Genomic DNA, 19,301 nt, shown 5'->3' with positions numbered 1-19,301 from the left:
TCGTTTCAGAAGCGCAGGTCGGCGACCACCGGCAGGTGGTCGCTCCCGATCGCCGGCCCGGTGTGAATGGCCTGTACGCGGAAATCGGCCGAGGTGAGAACCTGGTCGATGGGCAGGCCGGCGAGCGGCCGCACCCAGTCCGATGCCCTGAAGGTCAGCCAGCTCGGGCGGTAGCCCGGTGCGACCGTCGTTCCGGTCAGGCCGGCCGTGCGCGTGAGCGTCCGGCTCCATGGCGTGGCGTTGAAATCTCCCGTGATGACAAGCGGATGGGGCAGGGCGGAGAGCATCGGCGCCAGAGAATCGAGATGGGCCTCCTGCTTCATCGGCCACGGCCATTGCAGGTGAATGCTGGCAAAGCTGACCGCCTTTCCGTCCAGCAGCAACTGCGTTGCGACCAGGCTGGAATCCCGGCTGCAGCGCACCGCGTCTGCCCGGGCAAATGGCAGGCGGCTGAGGATGACGGAGCCACCCTTCCAGCCGCGTGCCGGGCACACGGCCCGGACGGGGTAGTCCTCCGCCAGCAGCGACTTCAGCGAATGGATGCCTCCCGTCGCCTCCTGCAGCAGCACCACGTCGGGATCTTGTGAGCGGATATAGGCGGCAGCGCGCCTGGTCTCGTGATTGTCGAAGCGCATGTTGAACTGGAGCACGCGCAGGCTGTGGGGTGCGGCGGCCTGGCCCCGCGTCGCCAGGCCGGGCAGGTAGGGCGCGGTCCACACCGCGGCAAAGCCGGCGATGGCAAGCGAACACAGCGCCAGGGCGCGTGGCCCCCATGCCAGCGCCACGAGCGAAGCGACGGCGAGCGCAGCGGCCAGGTGAAGCCGGAAATGCGCGATGGAATCCAGTGCAGGGTGCAACGGCGCGGCAAGCGAAGCCAGCACGGCCCCGCTCGCGGCAAGCATGAAAAGGTGCAGCACGGCCCTGGCCGCGCGGGTCAACAGCGTCATGATCCTCTGCCCGTCATGGTTCGCAGGGTGGCATAGGCCAGAAACCGGTAGGATTTCTTGGCGCCTTTGTGCGGATTTTATGCAATCCGGTCCGGACCTGGCCGCCGCCTGCCATGCGTGTTGCGGCAGGGTGCGCCTTGTGGTTTCATTTCATCATCGCGGAAAAGCTGGAGCGCGCGGATGAAGTCGGTCGGGTTTGCCTTACGTCTTGCCATGGCTCTCGCCGTGCTCGGGCTTGTCGCCGGTCCGGTCCTGGCCAAGGCGCGCATCACCAGCAAGACCCGGTATTACAGCGTCAGCGGCACCACGGGATACGAGCTGTTCAAGTCGATGAACCGCCGCGGCCCGCGGCACGCCTTCATGCAGAAGGCGATGGCCCAGACCCAGTACAAGACCAGCCCCCGTGGCAAGATGGTCTGGAAAAAAGGCGTGTGCCGCGTCGAGAACGGCGGATACGACGCCGTCATCACCTATGTCTTTCCGCGGCCTGCCGCGCGTCTGTCGCCGGCCATGAAGCGGCGCTGGGCCACCTTCATGAAGCACACCACCGGCCATGAACGGGTTCACGGCCGCATCGCGGTCGAGATGGCCAATGCGCTGGACAGCCGGATCCGCAGGTTCGCCATGGAGGACAGCCGGGGCTGCCGCCGGGCGGTCAACCGCCTCCGGCTGGACGTCAAGGCGATCTACAAGCGCTACGACGACAAGCAGAATGCCTATGACAAGCGTGAGCACCGGGATGGCGGCCCGGTGGAAAAGAGCGTCATGCAACTGGTGAAGTAGCGCGCGCCCCGGACCCGCTTGTCATGGGTCCAGACCGGAACCGGGCTTGGCATCCACCGCCATGCAAGCCCGGCTGACCCGCAGGACCCTTACTGGAACGCCGTCTCCGTGAAGCTTCTCAGCTTGCGCGAATGCAGCCGTTCCGGCGGCATGGCCGCCAGCTTTTCCATGGCCCGGATGCCGATGTCGAGATGCTGGGCCACCTGGCGCTTGTAGAAATCAGTCGCCATGCCGGGCAGCTTCAACTCGCCGTGCAACGGCTTGTCGGAGATGCACAGCAGCGTGCCATAGGGCACCCGGAAGCGGAACCCGTTGGCCGCGATCGTCGCCGATTCCATGTCCAGCGCGATGGCGCGGCTGACCGAGAGGCGCTGCACGGGGCCGCGCTGTTCGCGCAGTTCCCAGTTTCGGTTGTCGATGGTGGCGACCGTGCCGGTCCGCATGATCTTCTTGAGCTCGTAGCCCGAAAGCCCGGTCACCTCGGCGACGGCTTCCTGCAGTGCCACCTGCACCTCCGCCAGCGCCGGGATCGGCACCCAGACCGGCAGGTCATCGTCCAGCACGTGGTCCTCGCGCACGTAGGCATGGGCCAGCACGTAGTCGCCGAGCGCCTGGCTGTTGCGCAGCCCCGCGCAATGGCCGAGCATGAGCCAGGCATGCGGCCGCAGCACGGCGATATGGTCGGTGATGGTCTTGGCGTTGGAAGGGCCGACGCCGATGTTGACCATGGTGATGCCGCTGTGGTCGCCCTTTTTCAGGTGGTAGGCCGGCATCTGCGGCATGCGCGCCAGGGCGGCGCCGGAGGACGGTTCGCGCTCGCCGGCCAGGGTCACGGCGTTGCCGGGCTCGACGAAGGCATCGTAGCCGCCACCGCCCTGTGCCATCAGCTGGCGCGCGAACATGGCGAATTCGTCGATGTAGAACTGGTAGTTGGTGAACAGCACGAAGTTCTGGAAATGACTCGGGCTGGTGGCGGTGTAATGCGCCAGCCGGTGCAGCGAATAGTCGATGCGCTGGGCCGTGAAGGGCGCCAGAGGCATGGGGTCGCCGTCCCCGGGCTCGTAGGTGCCGTTGACGATGTGGTCGTCCGTCGCGTTCAGGTCCGGCACGTCGAACAGGTCGCGCAGCGGCCGCGACACGCGGTCGGCCACGTTCGCTTCCACGTGGGCGCCTTCGGCAAAGGCGAAATGCAGCGGGATCGGCGTGTTCGATTCGCCCACGCTAACCGCCACGCCGTGGTTTTTCATGATCAGGCCGAGCTGATCCTCCAGGTAGTCGTGGAACAGGTCGGGCCTTGTAATCGTGGTCGAATAGTCGCCCGGCATGGCCATGTGGCCATAGGCAAGGCGCGAATCGACCTGCGCGTAGGATGAGGTCGTGACCCGCAGGTCCGGGTAGCAGGCCCGCCAGCGGCGGTCGTTGCGTCCGGTCGTCGCCACCGTTTCGAAGGCGTCTCGGAGAAAATCGGTGTTGCGCGTGTAGATCTCCGCCAGCGCCTCGACGGCGGCGGCGGGATCGGTGAAATCGCGCCGCTCCATGCGTTCCGGCATGGCGACGTCCGCGATCGGGGAAGGGTAGATTCGTTTTTCCATGGCTCAGTTTAATCGGCCAATATGACAAGGGAAGAGGCACGGCGCGGAAATCCGCGCCGTCCTGCGCCAGGCGCTGCTGTCGTCAACGCGGTTCCGGCCCGTACTGGTTCGGGCCCTCGGTGCCGCGCGAGACGAAGAAGACCAGCAGCACGATGAAGCCGATCAGCGGCACGAGGATCAGTAAGTACCACCAGCCGGCCCGGTCCGTGTCATGCAGCCGGCGCACGCCCACGGCCAGCGAGGGAATGAGCATCGCAAGGCTGAAGATCGGGCTCAGGATGCCCGATTCGGACTGCGTGCCGAAGATCGAGACATCGATGAAACCCGTGATCATCGAACCGATGAAGGTGAAGAGGGCGAACCACCAGAATTCGGGCCGCCGGGCCCGCCCGCTGAAGGTGGCGTATTTCGCGAAGCAGGTCTTGACCGCCCCCATGAACGTGTCCGGGTCGGGTGCGCCGGGGTCCCGCGCCGCGCTTTCGGCGCCGGCCTGGCGCGTGTCCTGCCAGGGGCCGCCGGCGCCGGTGTCCGCGGCGCTGGCGCCCTCCGGCTGTTCCCGCCGCGCGGGGCGGCTCACCGGGGGCGGGGCCTCGCCGCCCCAGTGGGCGGGGCGGATGCCCGCCGGCAGCGTGGCGGAGGCCTTCTGCCAGTTTTCCATGCCCGCGGTCCAGACCAGCGTATCGGGCCGGATGAGCCCGCTTTCGGCCATCGACCGGACTTCGTTCTCGCCCACGGGGCCGCGCCGTTCCTGTCCCTCGGCGTAATACCACTGTGCTTCGCTCATGCCAGTTCACCCTCCTGACCTTAAGTGAAAGTCAGTGTGGCAGAACAGGCAGCCAGGCCGCAAGTGGTTGCGTCAATGACAGAAACCCGAGCGCGAAAACACGCAGGATGGCGTCGCTGCCGCGCTCCAGGAGCGGTCGTGGCGGGCCGTTTCGGCGACGAGGGTGGAGAGGCCGATGCCGAGAATGGCGGCAAGCAGGCAAAGAAGGGTAACTCGGCGGGCAAGCATGTCAGACGTCCTACGCAATACAATGGCGCCATTCTGCATGCCGCGCCCTGAATTGCCGCTGAGAGGGTTGTTCATGCGCGGTTCAAAATGGTTGACGCGAGGGCTGCGAACCCTCGTCTTGAGAACACCACGCCTCTGTGGTCTTTTTGTGCCCGAAACGCCGGAGGAGCCTTTTTATGACCGTCACCCAGACCGAACCCGTCGCGCTTTACTACTGGCCCACGCCGAACGGTTGGAAGGTCACCATCATGCTCGAGGAACTGGGCATCCCCTATGACCTGCACTTCGTCGACATCCTCCGGGGCGAGCAGTTCGAGCCGGAATTCCTGGCCATCTCGCCCAACAACCGCATGCCGGCCATCATCGACCCCGAGGGCCCGGGCGGCGGACCGATCTCCGTCTTCGAAAGCGGCGCCATCCTGCAATATCTCGGCCGCAAGTTCGGCCGGTTCTACCCGGCCGACGAGCGCCAGCGCGTCGAGGTGGAGCAATGGCTGTTCTGGCAGGTCGGCGGCCTCGGGCCGATGTGCGGCCAGGCGCATCACTTCCGCGGCTATGCGCCGGAAGAGGTGCCCTATGCCATCGAGCGCTACACCAACGAGGTCAATCGGCTCTACGGCGTCATGAACCGGCGTCTTGCCGACCGAGATTTCCTGGCCGGCGACTATTCCATTGCCGACATGGCCTGCATCGGCTGGGTCAAGCCGCACAAGCGCCAGGGCCAGGACCTCAACGATTTTCCCAATGTGAAGCGCTGGTTCGAGACCATGATGGCGCGCCCTGCCGTGGAAAGAGGCATCAGGGCAGGCGAGGAGAAGCGGCTTTCGATCAACGAGATGACCAAGGACCGCGAGGCCTGGAAGCTGTTGTTCACCCAGAAGGCGAGGTGACGGGGCGCGGACGCCCCGCCGCGCGCTGGTGCCGTCAGCGCTTCGTCCAGGTCTGCGTCTTGCAGAAGATCTTCAGCGCGCAGCCTTTCAGCTTCATCGATGCACCCGTGACCTTCGCGGATCCCGAGTAGGTCTTGTCGTCGGCCGGGTCCGTGATGGTGCCGGAATAGCTGCCACCGGAGCCGGAGAGCTGCCCGATACGCTTGCCCTTGTAGTCGCCCGTCTTCAGCGTGATGCAATAGGCGCCGCCGCAGGACGCGATGGATGCGGTCTCGCCGCTCTGGGTTTTCCAGTTGCCCTCGATCGGTTCGGCCGCCGCGGCAACGGCGGTCAGGGCGAATGTGGCAGCAGCAAGTGAAAGCAAGCGGATCATGTCAGTCCTCCCGATGATCGCCTTGTTTGGCGTGGCGTTATAATTACTCTAACGTAAACGTAAAAGCAATTGGCCCCCGCATGACCCCGCGGAAACCTGCGTCAGCCGTGTCCGGCGGCCTGGAGCGGCCAGCGCAGGGTTTTCCGGGGCAGTCGCGCCGCGCCGCTCACCGGTGGCAACCCGCCGGTTTCAGCATTTCCGGAACGATCTTTTTCGGTCCCTGCTGTTGGCGTGGTCAACAGATCCTTGACGTCCATCGGCGGCATTTTAGCGGAATTTTCGCCGGAATCCCGGAACCGGCCGGACTCCGATGCTTAATGAAAACTGAGGTTTACCCCTTGTTTTCACTTTGTTTGTTTCAAATTAAGCACAAGTTTTTACGGCGGATTCAAGGCTCTACGGCATCCTCGGGACCATGAAGCGCGGCCAACGAACGAGGCAAGGCAACGGGCCGCAGCAAGGGATACAGGGGATTTCGAAATGGCACGTTTTGACATGCATGAAGCCGGCGCCGGCGCGATGGACGCGACCACCCAGGCCGACATCCTGTTCGAGATGGGCATGATGTACGCCACCGGCCGTGATTGTGACCTGGACCTGGTCGCCGCGCACAAGTGGTTCAACATTGCAGCGATCAAGGGCTCGGCCCGCGCCGCGGCCCTGCGCTCCGAGATGGCATCGCAGATGTCCAAGCCGGAACTCGCCCGCGCCCTGCGCGAAGCCCGCGAATGGATGACGATGCACTAGTCGACAGACACGGAAAACCAAGCCCCGCACCTCAAGAACGGGGTACGCCTGCCAAAGGCAGGCCCGGCCGGAATGGCACAAGAACAACAAGAAGCGGTTCCTTCTGGGATAGGAACCGGCCATGAACCGGCAGGACGGACGTAGATTCCGACGTGGGGACGCACAGGGGGACGCGACCGTCAGAAAGAGTGAGCCGCGACCGGCAGGGGACAAGGCCGGCGCGGCTCTTTTCTTTTCACCCGGCCATCACCGTCCCGCCCGGGTCAATCCGCTTCGTTGAACCGCACCAGCACCGTTCCGTCGGTCACCTGCGCGCCTTGCGCGGCCACCTCGGCGATCACGCCGTCATGCGGCGCGGCAATGGTGTGCTCCATCTTCATCGCTTCCAGTACCAGCAGCGGCTGGCCCTTTGTCACGGTCGCGCCGGCTTCCACGTTGACGACCTTGACGAGGCCGGGCATCGGCGCGGTCAGCTTGTCGGCCCCGCCGGCGTCGTCGGCATCGCCGAACGGATCGCGCAGCACGAAATCGAGGGCGTGACCGGCGGAAAACACGGTGACATGGCCCGGCCACTGCACCGCCGAGGTGTCTCCGAGCGCAAGCGTGACGGCCGGATGCGACCCGACCGAGACCCTGGCGGCCCGCGTGCCGGAAGGCAGGATGCGCGCCGCGATGGTCTCGTCGCCGCGTTTCAGTTCCACCGAAATGGCCAGCGGATGGAAATGGCTGAAGCCGGCCAGCGAATCCCACGGATCGCTGCCGCTCGCCGGCGTGAGGCCGGAGGCGGCCAGCGCCGCTTCGGCCACCATGCGCGCGTCGGGCTGCGGCGCGGCCACCAGCACCGCCTGATCGCGGTCGATCAGGCCCGTATCGACATCGCCGGCAGCGAAACCGGAATGCCTGGCAAGCGCGGCGAGAAAGCCGGTATTGGCCGTCGAACCGGCCACGCGGGTGGCTTCCAGCGCGTCGGCGAGTCCGGCCAGCGCGGAGGCCCGGTCCGCTCCCTGCACGACCAGCTTGGCGATCATGGGATCGTAGAACGGGCTGATTGCATCGCCTTCCTCCACGCCGCTGTCGACGCGCACCAGCGCGCCGGTTCCGGCCGAGGCGGGGAAGGAGAGGTGGTGCAGCGTGCCGATGGCCGGCAGGAATCCTTTTGCCGGGTCCTCGGCATAGACGCGGGCTTCGAAGGCGTGCCCGCAGGCCTGGATGTCGTCCTGGCGCCGCGGCAGCGGTTCGCCCGCTGCCACCCGCAACTGCCATTCCACCAGGTCGATGCCGGTGATGCATTCGGTGACCGGGTGCTCCACCTGCAACCGGGTGTTCATCTCCATGAACCAGAAGCCGTCCGGCCGCAGGCCCTGCGATCCGTCGACGATGAACTCGATGGTCCCGGCGCCGCGGTAGTCGATGGCCTTGGCCGCCTTCACGGCCGCGTCGGTCATCGCCGCGCGCATCTCCGCGGTCATGCCGGGGGCGGGCGCTTCCTCGATCACCTTCTGGTGGCGCCGTTGCAGCGAACAGTCGCGCTCGTAGAGGTGCACCACGTTGCCATGGCTGTCGCCGAACACCTGCACCTCGATGTGGCGCGGCTTCTCGACGAATTTTTCCACCAGCACGCGGTCATCGCCGAAAGCTGCCTTGGATTCCCGTTTCGCGGCCGAGAGCGCGTCCTTGAAATCCTCCGGGCGGTCCACCTTCCGCATGCCCTTGCCGCCGCCGCCGGCCGACGCCTTGATGAGCACCGGGTAGCCGATCTCGTTGGCCTTGGTGGCCAGCACGACCAGTTCCTGCGCGTCGCCGTGATAGCCCGGCACGACGGGCACTCCGGCCTTCTCCATCAGCCGCTTGGCCGCGTCCTTCAGGCCCATGGCGCGTATGGAGGCAGCCGAGGGCCCGATGAAGACGAGCCCGGCGGCTTCCACCTTTTCCACGAAGCCCGGGTTTTCCGACAGGAAACCGTAGCCCGGGTGGATGGCCTGCGCACCCGTGGCCAGGGCCGCCTCGATGATCCGCTCGGCGACCAGATAGCTTTCCGCCGCCGCGGCCGGGCCGATGGGTACCGCCTCGTCGGCCATGCGCACATGCAGCGCATTGCGGTCGGCATCGGAATGAACCGCCACCGTGGCGATGCCCATGCGCCGCGCGGTGCGGATGATGCGGCAGGCGATCTCGCCGCGATTGGCGATGAGGATCTTCTCGAACATGGTCAGGTCTCCTCCAGGGCCGCGCGATGCAGTGCGGCGCTTTGATTGTCGAAGCAGCAGAAGGTCACGTGGTGCGGCAGCGCATGTCGCTCCAGCCAGCTGGTGACCGTGCGTGTGGCGATGCGGGCGGCGTCCGCTTTCGGATAGCCGTAGACGCCGGTGGAAATGGCGGGAAAGGCAATGGTCTCAAGCCCGGCGTCGCGGGCAAGCGCCAGGCTGTTGCGATAACAGGCCGCCAGCAGGTCTGCCTCGCCGGCATTGCCGCCATGCCAGACCGGCCCGACCGTGTGGATGACATGGCGCGCCGCGAGCCGGTAGCCTGCGGTGATTTTCGCCTCGCCGGTCTCGCAGCCATCGAGCGTCCGGCATTCTTCCAGCAGGCCCGGCCCGGCGGCCCGGTGAATGGCGCCATCGACGCCGCCACCGCCCAGCAGCGTCTGGTTGGCCGCGTTGACGATGGCATCGACGTCGAGCGTCGTGATGTCGGCGGTGACGACGGAAATGCGCGATGCCGCATTCATGATGCCGCCCCCGCCGCATGGGAGGGGACAGCATCGCGCGCCAGTGTTATTCCGTGGCGATCGGCGTGAAGCCGCAGCGACGCTCCATGGACTGGATGGCATGGATGATATCGTCCATGCGCGGCTCGATCGTCCGCAAGCGGCGCCCGTTGCGCAAGACCAGGGAGACCTCGCGCCGATGCGACTGGAAGGCCGTTTCCACCTTGCAATGGCGCACCAGTTTCATCGCCCGATGCCAGGAGATCGGCTGTTCGCCCTGTTCGGCGAAAGCCGGAAGCGCTGATGCCGCCACCATGCCGGCCGCGATCGCCAATGTTACCCGTCTTTTCATGAAACCACCCCGATGAAGGAAACTCACCGGTACCGGCCACCATGGCGCGGCACCCCCGATCCGCCCGGACACCGCACGTCCGGACGATCGTGGATTCTCCTGAAACGGGAATGAGGCAGAGTTGAGACAAGGAATGCGCGAACGCCGGAGCGGCCCGTCCGTTCGGGGCAGAACGCAGCCTTGTTCCTGGTCGGGCGCGCATCGGCATGGATCAGGCTCCCAGCCGCGCCGTGAGGATCTTGAGGCTCGCGGCGCCGAACAGCAGGCCGAAGGCGGCATCGAACCAGCGCCGCAGCCGCCGGTAACCCGTGGCGATGGCGGGCGTTGCAAACAGCATCGCATAGCCGAAGAAAACCAGCAGCGTGCCGCCGAACAGGACGGCGAACTGCTGCAGCAGGGCGGTCGGCCCGGCATCCGCCGGCAGGGCGATGGCATAGATCGAGCCCCAGGCGATCACTGCCTTCGGGTTGGTCAGGTGCAGCAGGTAGCCCTTGGCGAACAGCTTGGTCCGGCGAACCGGGACCGCTGCCATCGAAGAAGGCCGCAAGGCGTTGCGCAGCGACTTCGCTGCAAGGAACAGCAGGTAACCGGCGCCAAGATAGCGCACGACCTCGAATAGCCACGGCTTGGTCATGAGCACCGCCCCGACGCCAAGTGCCGAGGCAAGGCCCCAGGTCGCCGATCCGGCCGCGATGCCCGCGGCGATGAGCAGCCCGGCCCGGCGCCCGTGCGCCATCGCCGTCGAGGAGATCGCCAGGGTCGCCGGCCCCGGAGAACCGGCGGCGACCATCCAGGCCAGCAGGATCAGGAGACCGTGGGTCATGCCGCCCTCACATCCGGAACACGCCGAATTTGGTTTCCTCCACCGGCGCGTTGAGCGCGGCGGAAAGCGAAAGGCCGATCACGTCGCGCGTCTTGGCCGGGTCGATGATGCCGTCGTCCCACAGCCGGGCGGAGGAATACAGCGGATGGCCCTCGCGTTCGTACTTCTCCAGGATCGGCTTGCGGAAGTCGGCCTCTTCCTCGGCCGCCCACGTGCCGCCCTTGCGCTCGATGCCCTCGCGCTTGACCAGCGCCAGGACGGTCGCCGCCTGTTCGCCGCCCATCACCGAGATCCGGGCGTTGGGCCACATCCAAAGGAAGCGGGGCGAGTAGGCCCGCCCGCACATGCCGTAGTTGCCGGCACCGAACGACCCGCCGAAGATCACCGTCACCTTCGGCACTTTCGCCGTGGCGACGGCGGTCACCAGCTTCGCGCCATCCTTTGCGATGCCGCCGGCCTCGTACTTGCGGCCGACCATGAAGCCGGTGATGTTCTGCAGGAAGACCAGCGGGATCCTGCGCTGGCAGCACAGCTCGATGAAATGCGCGCCTTTCTGCGCGCTCTCGGAAAACAGAACGCCGTTGTTGGCGATGATGCCGACCGGTATGCCGTGGACATGGGCAAACCCGGTCACCAGCGTGGTGCCGTAATTCGCCTTGAACTCGTCGAACTCCGATCCGTCGACGGTGCGCGCGATCAGTTCCCGGACGTCGAAAGGCTTGGACAGGCTTTGCGGCACGATGCCGTAAAGCTCCTCCGGCGCGTACTGCGGCGGGCGCGGGTCGCGCAGCACCAGGTTCGGCTGCTTGCGCCGGTTGAGGTTCTTCACGATCCGCCGGACCATCGCCAGCGCGTGGTGATCGTCCTGCGCATAATGGTCGGCCACGCCGGACTCGCGGGTGTGCAGGTCAGCGCCGCCGAGATCCTCCGCCGACACTTCCTCGCCGGTCGCCGCCTTCACCAGCGGCGGGCCGCCGAGAAAGATGGTGGCCTGCTTGCGCACCATGATCGTCTCGTCGCTCATGGCCGGCACATAGGCGCCGCCGGCCGTGCAGCTTCCCATCACGCAGGCGATCTGCGGAATGCCCCTGGAGCTCATGTTGGCCTGGTTGAAGAAGATGCGGCCGAAATGCTCGCGGTCGGGAAAAACCTCGTCCTGGTTGGGCAGGTTGGCGCCGCCCGAATCCACCAGGTAGATGCAGGGCAGGTTGTTCTGCTCGGCGATCTCCTGGGCGCGCAGGTGCTTCTTCACCGTCAGCGGGTAATAGGTGCCGCCCTTTACCGTGGCGTCGTTGACCACGATCATGCACTCGGTGCCTTCCACCCGGCCGACGCCGCAGATCAGTCCGGCCGACGCGATGTCTCCGCCATACATGTCGTAGGCGGCGAACTGGCCCACTTCCAGGAAGGGCGAGCCGGGGTCGATCAGGTGGGCCAGGCGCTCGCGAGGCAGCAGCTTGCCGCGCTCCACGTGGCGTTCGCGGGCGTGTTCCGGCCCGCCAAGCTCGATGGTCGCGGCCTTGGCGGCCAGCTCGTCCACCAGCGCGCGCATGGCTTTCGTGTTGGCGTGGAAATCGTCCGTGGACGTCGAAACGGAGGAGGTAAGGGCGGGCATGGATTGTTCCCTGTCAATGAGTCCTGCGGTGCATCCGGATCGTCCGGGCGGTGGCCGGCGACGGGCGTCTCCGGCTGAAGATTTGTCGTTTCGGCGGTTCGCGCAAGGGGCGTCCGCAATGATAGGCAAAGCAGGCCGCGCTGCCTACCGTGGCCGGACCGTGCCGGAGATCCTGCGCGGTTGAGACCCCGCGGACAGGCCGCGCTGCGGCGGATTCGCCGGCATGGCGCGCCGTTGCCCTGGCGCAACACCCGGGAGCGCAAGTGCCCTGAGCGCTCCGATGGTCCTTGAAGTTTCCGTAACGGAAGCGTATGTCCCGCGCCCTTCTGACCAAGAGGAGACAGGGCCATGAAAACGCAATCGGGAACGACACGATCCGTGCCGGCGCCCGCAGTGCGTCCGGCGTTCTGTACTCCAACGAGGTTGGAAAACCATGGCACGTTCCATGATCAAGCGCCGGCAGGAGGCCGCGCGCGAGCGTATCGAGGCCTATGAAGCCACGCTTCGGCGCGTATCGCCGAAGGCACGGCCGGCCCCCGATTTCGAAAAGGCCATCACCGAGGCCCGTCGCGGTTTCATCAACGAGACCGTGCGTGCCGGCGATGGCTGGTCGCCCCGGCTGAAGACCCGCAATCCCGCGCGTCTGCGGCTCGCGGCGGCCCGTCACCTTTTTGCCGTGTATCCCGTGCCCGAGCCGCTGGAGCGGATCTGGCTGGACGATGCGGGGCTGGAGGAGGCCGAAGTCAGGCTGCGCAAGCGCTGGTATGTCATCGTCGCCCGCGGCGGCTCGCTTTACAAGGAAGCGGCGCGAAGCCTGCTGACGAAGAAGCAGGTTCATCGCTTCCTCAATCCGCCCGGCAGGCTGTCCTTCACGGAGGCGTTCTGGCACGCGATTGCCGGGTCCTTCACCGGGGACGGCGGCATTGCCCTGCGCATCGCCCGTTCGAAGATCGGGCGTACGCCGCGCGCGGAGCTGGCGTTCTGGCGCGATGTCGCCCGCTTCTTCGCGGTCAACCCCGTGTCGCTCGAGGAAATCGACGACCTGTGCGATTTCCTGGCCGCAAGGCACCGTCGCGACCGGGGCTGGAGCCTGGACGGACGCACGCTGGCTTCGGTCCGCCGCCTGGCGGCCGAATGGCACCGCGACGTGGCGGCCGTCGCCCGCATCGAGGCCGCGCGGCGCCGCTTCGTCGAGGCCGAACGCCACCGTGGCGGTGCGGACCGGGGCGAGGGCGGTCGCTGGAAAGGGGCTGCCATTGCCGACTGGTCCTGGCAGCCGTCCGGAAAGGATGCGCGCTACCGCAAGGAAGCCTACGCATTCGTTCAACTGCGCAGTGCCGAGGATCTCGTGCACGAAAGCCGGATCATGCACCATTGCGTCTGGACCTACGCGGCGAAGTGCATCTCCGGCCAGGCCTCGATCTGGTCGATGCGCCACGTGGCGGCGGGACAGTCCACCCGCCTGCTGACGATCGAGCTCGATCGCGGCAACCGCGCGGTGCAGGTGCGCGGCTTTGCCAACCGCACGGCCAAGCCGGACGAGCGCAAGGTGCTCGAGCGCTGGGCCAGGGCGCGCGGCATTCACCTGCCGGCATGAGACCCCGTGCGTCGCCATCGGGCGGCGCACGGGGATCATGTCATGGAAGGCGGGCGTCACACGTCCTCCGCCATCATTTCCCGGCCGATCAGCATCCGGCGGATCTCGGACGTTCCCGCGCCGATCTCGTAAAGCTTGGCATCGCGCAGCAGCCGGCCCGTCGGGTATTCGTTGGTATAGCCGTTGCCGCCCAGAAGCTGGATCGCATCCAGCGCGCACTGGGTCGCCCGCTCGGCCGAGTAGAGCACGCAACCGGCCGCGTCCTTGCGGCTCGTTTCGCCGCGGTCACAGGCCGAGGCGACGGCGTAGACATAGGCGCGCGATGCATTCATCGTCGAATACATGTCGGCCAGCTTGCCCTGGACAAGCTGGAAATTGCCGATCGGCTCGCCGAACTGCTTGCGCTCGTGCACGTAGGGAACCACCACGTCGAGGCAGGCTGCCATCAGGCCGACCGGCCCGCCGGAAAGCACCACCCGCTCGTAGTCCAGTCCGCTCATCAGCACGGCCACGCCCTTGCCTTCCTCGCCGAGCACGTTCTCGAACGGCACTTCGACGTCCTCGAACACCAGTTCGCCGGTGTTGGAGCCGCGCATGCCCAGCTTGTCGAGCTTCTGTGCCACCTTGAAGCCCTTCATGTCCTTCTCGACGACGAAGGCCGTGATGCCGCGCGAATGGGCGGCCATGTCGGTCTTGGCGTAGACCACCAGCGTGTCGGCATCCGGGCCGTTGGTGATCCACATCTTCGAGCCGTTCAGCACGTAGCGGTCGTTCTTCTTGTCGGCCCTGAGCTTCATGCCGACGACATCGGAGCCAGCGCCCGGCTCACTCATCGCCAGGGCGCCGACATGCTCGCCCGAGCACAGTTTCGGCAGGTATCTTTCCTTCTGCTCGGGCGTGCCCCACCGGTTGATCTGGTTGACGCACAGGTTGGAATGGGCGCCGTAGGACAGGCCCACGGAGGCCGAGGCCCGGCTGATCTCCTCGACGGCGATCGTATGCGCCAGGTAGGTCATGCCCGACCCGCCGAATTCCGGGTCCGCGGTCACGCCGAGCAGGCCCAGGTCCCCGAATTCCTTCCACAGGTGGGCCGGGAAATTGTCCTCGCGGTCGATCTGCGCCGCGAGCGGGGCGATTTTCTCCTGGGCGAAACGGTGCACCATCTCGCGCAGGGCGTCGATTTCTTCACCAAGGCCGAATTTCATGCTGTGGTGGTACATGCGTGTTGTCCTCCGCGGGCCATGCGCCGAGCAGGCGCAGGGTCATTGTCTGGTAGGTGGTGGTCACGTCGTCGATGGAAAGCCGGTCGTCGGGCCGGAACCAGACGATGACACCGGTGATCATCTGGATGATCGCCATGGATGTCAGCGCCACGTCTTCGACCGTGAACGCGCCGGTCTCATGGCCATCCCGCAGGATGGCGCGCAATTCCTTCTCGTAGGCCGAGCGCAGCTTCAGGATCTCGCTCAGGTGCTCCCGCGAAAGGCTTCTCAGTTCCATGTTGGAGACGTGGGTCTCGTGCCGCCGCTCCACGTGGAAGCGAACGTGGTTGGCGATGAAGGCCATCAGCCGGGCGCGCGGGTCCCGGCCGGCAGGCAGGGCCTCCTGCAGGGCCGCCGCAAGACCTGTCATGTGTCCGTGCATCAGTATGAACAGCAGGTCTTCCTTGGCCGGGAAGTAGCGGTAGAGCGCGGCGGCCTGCACGCCCACTTCCGCCGCGAGCTGGCGCATGGTGACCGCGTCGAAGCCGTGCCGCGCGATCAGCTGCGCGGCCGCCTCGCGGATCGCCGCTTCCGTCTTCTCGCCGTCTGATCCTGCGGTTCTGGCCATTGCGTTCCCTTTCGAGGCAATTATTAAAACAAACGTTCAATTCATTCAAGGGTCAGAAAACGGGATGCCTGCCGATTTCGCATCCCGGTTTGCGCTTGGTCATTGCGCCGTCATGCCGGCAGGGTTCAAGATACTATTTGAGATTCCAGCCAGTATAGCAGCCATGACCCCGATCCTCGCCATCGCCCTCAATCCCACCCTCGACATGTCGTCGGACGCCGCGCGCGTTCAGCCGACATTGAAGATACGCACCCGCAACCAGCAGGTTTTCCCCGGCGGCGGCGGAACCAACGTTGCCCGCGTCATCGCGGAACTGGGCGGCAAGGTGGACCTGGCCTATCTGGCCGGTGGCGCGACCGGGCCGGTGTTCGAAAGCCTGCTGGCCGGCACCGGCATCACGCTGCACGGGTTTCCCATGCGGGGGTCCGTCCGCATTTCCGTGACCATCTTCGAGGAAGAGACCGGGTTCGAATATCGCGCGGTGCCGGAAGGTCCGGAGGTGACGGAGGACGAACTGGCGCCGGTCTTCGACCTGCTGCGGGATTTCCGCGAAGGCTATGTGGTGGCGTCGGGCAGCCTGCCGCGGGGATGCGGGGCGGATGTCTACGCCCGCATGGCCGACATCGCGCGGGCCAACGGCGCCCGTTTCGTGCTCGACACGTCCGGCCCGGCACTTACCGAAGCTCTTGAAAAATCGAGCGTATTCCTGCTCAAGCCGAGCATTGGAGAACTGTCGGCCCATGCCGGGCGCAAGCTCGACGATGACAGCGCCGCCGAGGTTGCGCTGGAAATCGTGCAGTCGGGTGCCGCCGAGAACATCGCCGTCACCATGGGCCGCGACGGTGCGTTTCTTGCCAACAGGGACGGCATTTCCCGCCTGCCGCCGATCTATGTCCGGACCCGCTCGGCCGTCGGCGCCGGAGACAGTTTCGTTGCCGCCATGGTGCTCAAGCTGGCAGATGGCTGGACCGTGCGCGACGCGTTCGAATACGGCCTTGCCGCCGGGGCGGCCGCAGCCATGACATCGGGCACGGTGCTGTGCCTGCGCAGGGACGTCGAACAGCTCTATGCGACGCTCAAGGAGCAGCGCTGAGGCCGTTCAGCGGGGTTTCTGCTGGTCGGCGAAATGCTGGTCGATATAGCCCAGCCAGTGCCCGACATCCTTTTCCGGCGCGAACAGGTCGCGCTCCGCTTCCTCGCGAAGCCCGTTCAAGTGGCCGGCGTCGTCGTCGGCAGCTACCGCTTTGCGGCCATGACGGCCGCAACCGCGTCGATGGAGGACTTGCCGGCCGCTTCGGCTGCCGTGGCCAGTGTCTGGTCCGCCGTGGCGACAATTCCCTTTTCCTTCAGTGCCGAAACCAGCGTATCCGGTGTATGGCCCACCAGCGGCGCCACCTGGGCCACCGTGCCGTTGCCGATCAGGCCGATGACCGCCCGCGGATTGACCCCGCCGCGATCGCCGCCTGTCAGGGTCGGAACGGCGAAGGCCACGGCCGCGGCCAGCGATGCGCCCAGCGCCAGTCCCATGGGCGGACGCTTGAAATAGGTCAGGAACGCGCGCCAGTTGCGCCAGATGTGCAGCAGGAACGGCGCGATCAGCACCATCGACAGCCATTCGTGCATGCCGTGAAAAGTGGCTCCGCCCCAGTGGAAGAACAAGGCAATGCCCGAGACCAGGGAAACGAGGAACAGGCCGGTTGTCAGCGGTGTTGCGTAGCGGTTCAGGAAGGCTTGCATGTTGGTCCTCGCAGAGTTGATTCCGGAGGCAGGTTAGCGCAATTTTCGCGTGAAAATACCCGCTTTCGTTGCAAGGCAGTTGCGACGAAATCGCAAGGCTTTGCGCCGGTGGCCCCTATCCCGCTGCCCCGCGCCGCAGTATCGTCGCATCGAGGAAGCGGAGGAGAGATACATGCCCGAACTCAACGAGGATCAGCGCGCGGCATATGCGCGTGACGGCTTTCTGGCCGGTGTGCCGGTCTTCACGGCTGCAGAGGCGCGTGCGATTCGCGACGAGATCGAAACCATCGAGCGCGACCACCCTGACGGGGTCGCCGGACGCCCCGTGGGCCGGTTCATGCGGACCAATGGGCACGTGGTCATTCCCTTGCTGGCCCGCATGGCCCGCACGCCGGCCATCCTGGACGCGGTGGAGACGATCCTCGGCCCGAACCTGCTGGCCTGGTCGGTCGAACTGTTCATCAAGGAGCCCGGTACCCGCAAGATCGTCACCTGGCACCAGGACCTGACCTATTGGGGAATGGGCGAGACCGATGACGAGGTGACGGCCTGGCTGGCGCTGACCGACGTCACGGTGGAGGCCGGGTGCATGCGTTTCCTGCCGGGCAGCCACCAGGGCGGCATCGTCGCCCACAATGACACCTTCTCGGAGGACAACCTGCTGTCGCGCGGCCAGGAAATCGCCGGCGTGGACGAGACGAAGGCGGTTTTCGGCCCGCTCCGGCCCGGCGAGATGTCGCTGCATCACGGCCGCTGCTTCCATGCCTCCGGGCCGAACCTCTCCGATGACCGGCGCATCGGCCTCGTGATCCGCTACGTCACGCCGGGCGTGCGTGAACAGGCGGGCGGGCGCGACTACGCCATGCTGGTGCGAGGCGTCGATGATTGCGGCGGCTGGACCAACATCGCCGGTGCCCGGTCACTGCTGCACCCGGTTGACATTGCCCTCTACGACCGGATCCTGACGGATCAGGCCGCAACCATGGCCAAGGGCGCGGAAGACCGGGTGGCGAGTTTCCGCGCCGCGCCACCGCCCGCCGGCTGATACCGTCAGGCGGGGACCGTTGCGAGCGTCTCGGCCAGGGCCTCGGCAAAGAGCGACAGCTCCTTTTCGGGACCGCAGGAGATCCGGATACAACGGTCGAGGCCGGGCGCCATCGGCTTGCGTGCGAACACGCCGCGTTCGACGAGCCCGTTCATGACCGAGAGGGCGAAGGCGCCGTCGCGGCCGCAATCGATGGTCACGAAATTCGTGGCCGAGGGCAGGGCGGTCAACCCGCTGTCCGCCGCGATGGCGCCGATGCGGTGGCGCGCGGCGTCCACGTTGGTGATGGTCTTCGCCAGGTGGTCGCCATCCTGCAGCGCGGCCAGGCAGGCGGCCTGCGCCATGCGCGTGACGCCGAAATGGTTGCGCACCTTGTCGAACGACGTGATCGCCTCGGCCTCGCCTATGCAATAGCCGCAGCGCAGGCCAGCAAGGCCGTAAGCTTTTGAAAACGTACGCATGCGCAGCACGTTCGGGCGCGACGTGTCGATCGCCGGCAGCGTGCCGTCAGGCGCGAACTCGCCATAGGCCTCGTCGAGGACCAGCATGGTCGTCGCCGGCAGCGCCTCGATGAAGCCCTGCACGGCGCCGGCGTCGTGCCAGCTCGCCATGGGATTGTCCGGGTTGGCGAAATAGACCAGGCCAGCACCCTCGCGCGCCACCGCGTCGAGCAGCGCCTGGGGGTCTTCCCGGTCCTCCGCGTAAGGAACGGTGACGAGCCGGCCGCCGAACCCGGCCACGTGGTAGTTGAAGGTCGGATAGGCGCCAAGGGATGTGACGACCGGCTGTCCCGCCTCCACGTACTGGCGGACCACCAGGCCCAGCAGGCCGTCGATACCTTCTCCGACCATGATGTTGGCCGGGGCCACGCCCGCGTGGGCCGCCAGCGCGTGGCGAAGGTCGTGATTCTCCGGGTCGCAGTATTTCCACATCTCCGGCGCCGCAGCCGCCATCGCGGCCACGGCCTTCGGCGACGGGCCGAATCCGTTCTCGTTGGCGCCGAGTCGCGCGGCGAAGGGCTTTCCGCGCGCGCGCTCCTGCGTTTCCGGCCCGACGAAGGGCACGGTGGCGGGCAGTGAGCCGACCAGCGGCGTTGTCTGCGGGCGAAGCGGCATGGCGATCCTCCTCCGGTTCAGGACGGTTTACCAAGACCGCCGCCCCGCTGGAAGCAGGAATGCGGTTTGCCGTGCCGGTCATGGCCGGAAGGCTCCGGCGGGAAAGGGGGGAGGGCGATGACAGGGCTGCATGGCG

Annotated in this window: 20 protein-coding genes; 6 read left to right on the top strand and 14 right to left on the bottom strand. The window is 66.4% G+C overall.

What is annotated here, in order from left to right:
* Nucleotides 1-5 precede the first annotated feature (5 nt).
* The gene (locus tag CSC94_RS06690) at nucleotides 6-947 is read right to left on the bottom strand and encodes an endonuclease/exonuclease/phosphatase family protein (RefSeq protein ID WP_099305095.1); all 942 of its coding nucleotides are present in this window, start codon (nucleotides 945-947) and stop codon (nucleotides 6-8) included.
* 180 nt (nucleotides 948-1,127) lie between these two features.
* Between CSC94_RS06690 and CSC94_RS06685 the strand changes: the two genes are divergently transcribed.
* A complete protein-coding gene (locus CSC94_RS06685; protein ID WP_099305093.1) occupies nucleotides 1,128-1,730 on the top strand; it encodes a DUF922 domain-containing protein in 603 nt (200 codons plus the stop codon).
* Between the two features lie 89 nt (nucleotides 1,731-1,819).
* Here CSC94_RS06685 and CSC94_RS06680 read toward each other — a convergent pair whose 3' ends face one another.
* The 3 genes from CSC94_RS06680 to CSC94_RS24565 form a co-directional block, all read right to left on the bottom strand.
* Nucleotides 1,820-3,322, bottom strand: a complete 1,503-nt coding sequence (locus CSC94_RS06680; RefSeq protein WP_099305091.1) for an AMP nucleosidase — start codon at nucleotides 3,320-3,322, stop codon at nucleotides 1,820-1,822.
* Nucleotides 3,323-3,404: 82 nt separating this feature from the next.
* Nucleotides 3,405-4,106, bottom strand: coding sequence for a DUF805 domain-containing protein (locus CSC94_RS25215; protein ID WP_099305089.1), 702 nt, complete (start codon nucleotides 4,104-4,106; stop codon nucleotides 3,405-3,407).
* A gap of 72 nt (nucleotides 4,107-4,178) precedes the next feature.
* A complete protein-coding gene (locus CSC94_RS24565; RefSeq protein WP_165784346.1) occupies nucleotides 4,179-4,334 on the bottom strand; it encodes a hypothetical protein in 156 nt (51 codons plus the stop codon).
* A 176-nt stretch (nucleotides 4,335-4,510) separates the two neighbouring features.
* Here CSC94_RS24565 and CSC94_RS06670 point away from each other — a divergent pair, with 176 nt between their 5' ends.
* Entirely contained in the window at nucleotides 4,511-5,224 is a 714-nt protein-coding gene (locus CSC94_RS06670) for a glutathione S-transferase family protein (protein WP_099305087.1), read from the top strand.
* Between the two features lie 34 nt (nucleotides 5,225-5,258).
* Here CSC94_RS06670 and CSC94_RS06665 read toward each other — a convergent pair whose 3' ends face one another.
* A complete protein-coding gene (locus tag CSC94_RS06665; RefSeq protein ID WP_099305084.1) occupies nucleotides 5,259-5,597 on the bottom strand; it encodes a DUF2147 domain-containing protein in 339 nt (112 codons plus the stop codon).
* Nucleotides 5,598-6,077: 480 nt separating this feature from the next.
* Here CSC94_RS06665 and CSC94_RS06660 point away from each other — a divergent pair, with 480 nt between their 5' ends.
* Nucleotides 6,078-6,344 (top strand): sel1 repeat family protein, encoded by a 267-nt coding sequence (locus CSC94_RS06660; RefSeq protein ID WP_099305082.1) that lies wholly within the window; start codon nucleotides 6,078-6,080, stop codon nucleotides 6,342-6,344.
* Between the two features lie 263 nt (nucleotides 6,345-6,607).
* On the opposite strand, the gene CSC94_RS06655 is transcribed toward CSC94_RS06660, so the two are convergent.
* The 5 genes from CSC94_RS06655 to CSC94_RS06635 form a co-directional block, all read right to left on the bottom strand.
* Nucleotides 6,608-8,551 (bottom strand): acetyl-CoA carboxylase biotin carboxylase subunit, encoded by a 1,944-nt coding sequence (locus tag CSC94_RS06655; RefSeq protein WP_099305080.1) that lies wholly within the window; start codon nucleotides 8,549-8,551, stop codon nucleotides 6,608-6,610.
* Between the two features lie 2 nt (nucleotides 8,552-8,553).
* Nucleotides 8,554-9,072, bottom strand: coding sequence for an O-acetyl-ADP-ribose deacetylase (locus CSC94_RS06650; RefSeq protein ID WP_099305078.1), 519 nt, complete (start codon nucleotides 9,070-9,072; stop codon nucleotides 8,554-8,556).
* A 46-nt stretch (nucleotides 9,073-9,118) separates the two neighbouring features.
* The gene (locus tag CSC94_RS06645) at nucleotides 9,119-9,403 is read right to left on the bottom strand and encodes a hypothetical protein (protein WP_133122837.1); all 285 of its coding nucleotides are present in this window, start codon (nucleotides 9,401-9,403) and stop codon (nucleotides 9,119-9,121) included.
* Nucleotides 9,404-9,614: 211 nt separating this feature from the next.
* Entirely contained in the window at nucleotides 9,615-10,226 is a 612-nt protein-coding gene (locus tag CSC94_RS06640) for a LysE family translocator (protein WP_099305074.1), read from the bottom strand.
* Nucleotides 10,227-10,233: 7 nt separating this feature from the next.
* Nucleotides 10,234-11,841: a carboxyl transferase domain-containing protein gene (locus CSC94_RS06635; protein WP_099305072.1), complete on the bottom strand. Its 1,608-nt coding sequence runs from the start codon at nucleotides 11,839-11,841 to the stop codon at nucleotides 10,234-10,236.
* 433 nt (nucleotides 11,842-12,274) lie between these two features.
* Here CSC94_RS06635 and CSC94_RS06630 point away from each other — a divergent pair, with 433 nt between their 5' ends.
* A complete protein-coding gene (locus CSC94_RS06630; RefSeq protein ID WP_099305070.1) occupies nucleotides 12,275-13,438 on the top strand; it encodes a PcfJ domain-containing protein in 1,164 nt (387 codons plus the stop codon).
* A 56-nt stretch (nucleotides 13,439-13,494) separates the two neighbouring features.
* Here the strand turns inward: CSC94_RS06630 and CSC94_RS06625 are convergent, their stop codons facing one another.
* Both CSC94_RS06625 and CSC94_RS06620 read right to left on the bottom strand, forming a co-directional pair.
* Nucleotides 13,495-14,658 carry an isovaleryl-CoA dehydrogenase gene (locus CSC94_RS06625; RefSeq protein WP_099305068.1) on the bottom strand — a complete coding sequence of 388 codons (1,164 nt, stop codon included), beginning with the start codon at nucleotides 14,656-14,658 and terminating at the stop codon, nucleotides 13,495-13,497.
* Nucleotides 14,624-15,268 carry a TetR/AcrR family transcriptional regulator gene (locus CSC94_RS06620; RefSeq protein WP_099305064.1) on the bottom strand — a complete coding sequence of 215 codons (645 nt, stop codon included), beginning with the start codon at nucleotides 15,266-15,268 and terminating at the stop codon, nucleotides 14,624-14,626. Before CSC94_RS06620 ends, CSC94_RS06625 begins: the two co-directional genes overlap by 35 nt.
* 163 nt (nucleotides 15,269-15,431) lie before the next feature.
* On the opposite strand from CSC94_RS06620, the gene CSC94_RS06615 reads away from it, so the two are divergent.
* Nucleotides 15,432-16,361 carry a 1-phosphofructokinase family hexose kinase gene (locus CSC94_RS06615; protein ID WP_099305060.1) on the top strand — a complete coding sequence of 310 codons (930 nt, stop codon included), beginning with the start codon at nucleotides 15,432-15,434 and terminating at the stop codon, nucleotides 16,359-16,361.
* 143 nt (nucleotides 16,362-16,504) lie between these two features.
* On the opposite strand, the gene CSC94_RS06610 is transcribed toward CSC94_RS06615, so the two are convergent.
* The gene (locus CSC94_RS06610) at nucleotides 16,505-17,005 is read right to left on the bottom strand and encodes a DUF4405 domain-containing protein (RefSeq protein ID WP_099305057.1); all 501 of its coding nucleotides are present in this window, start codon (nucleotides 17,003-17,005) and stop codon (nucleotides 16,505-16,507) included.
* A gap of 172 nt (nucleotides 17,006-17,177) precedes the next feature.
* Here CSC94_RS06610 and CSC94_RS06605 point away from each other — a divergent pair, with 172 nt between their 5' ends.
* The gene (locus tag CSC94_RS06605) at nucleotides 17,178-18,050 is read left to right on the top strand and encodes a phytanoyl-CoA dioxygenase family protein (protein WP_099305054.1); all 873 of its coding nucleotides are present in this window, start codon (nucleotides 17,178-17,180) and stop codon (nucleotides 18,048-18,050) included.
* Nucleotides 18,051-18,055: 5 nt separating this feature from the next.
* Here CSC94_RS06605 and CSC94_RS06600 read toward each other — a convergent pair whose 3' ends face one another.
* The gene (locus CSC94_RS06600; protein WP_099305051.1) at nucleotides 18,056-19,165 is read right to left on the bottom strand and encodes a pyridoxal phosphate-dependent aminotransferase; all 1,110 of its coding nucleotides are present in this window, start codon (nucleotides 19,163-19,165) and stop codon (nucleotides 18,056-18,058) included.
* Between the last annotated feature and the right edge of the window lie 136 nt (nucleotides 19,166-19,301).

It is taken from the genome of Zhengella mangrovi (assembly GCF_002727065.1).
Classification (GTDB): domain Bacteria; phylum Pseudomonadota; class Alphaproteobacteria; order Rhizobiales; family Rhizobiaceae; genus Zhengella; species Zhengella mangrovi.
The sequence above is the reverse complement of the archived record's forward strand: the minus strand, read 5'-3'. Positions and strand labels throughout refer to the sequence as shown.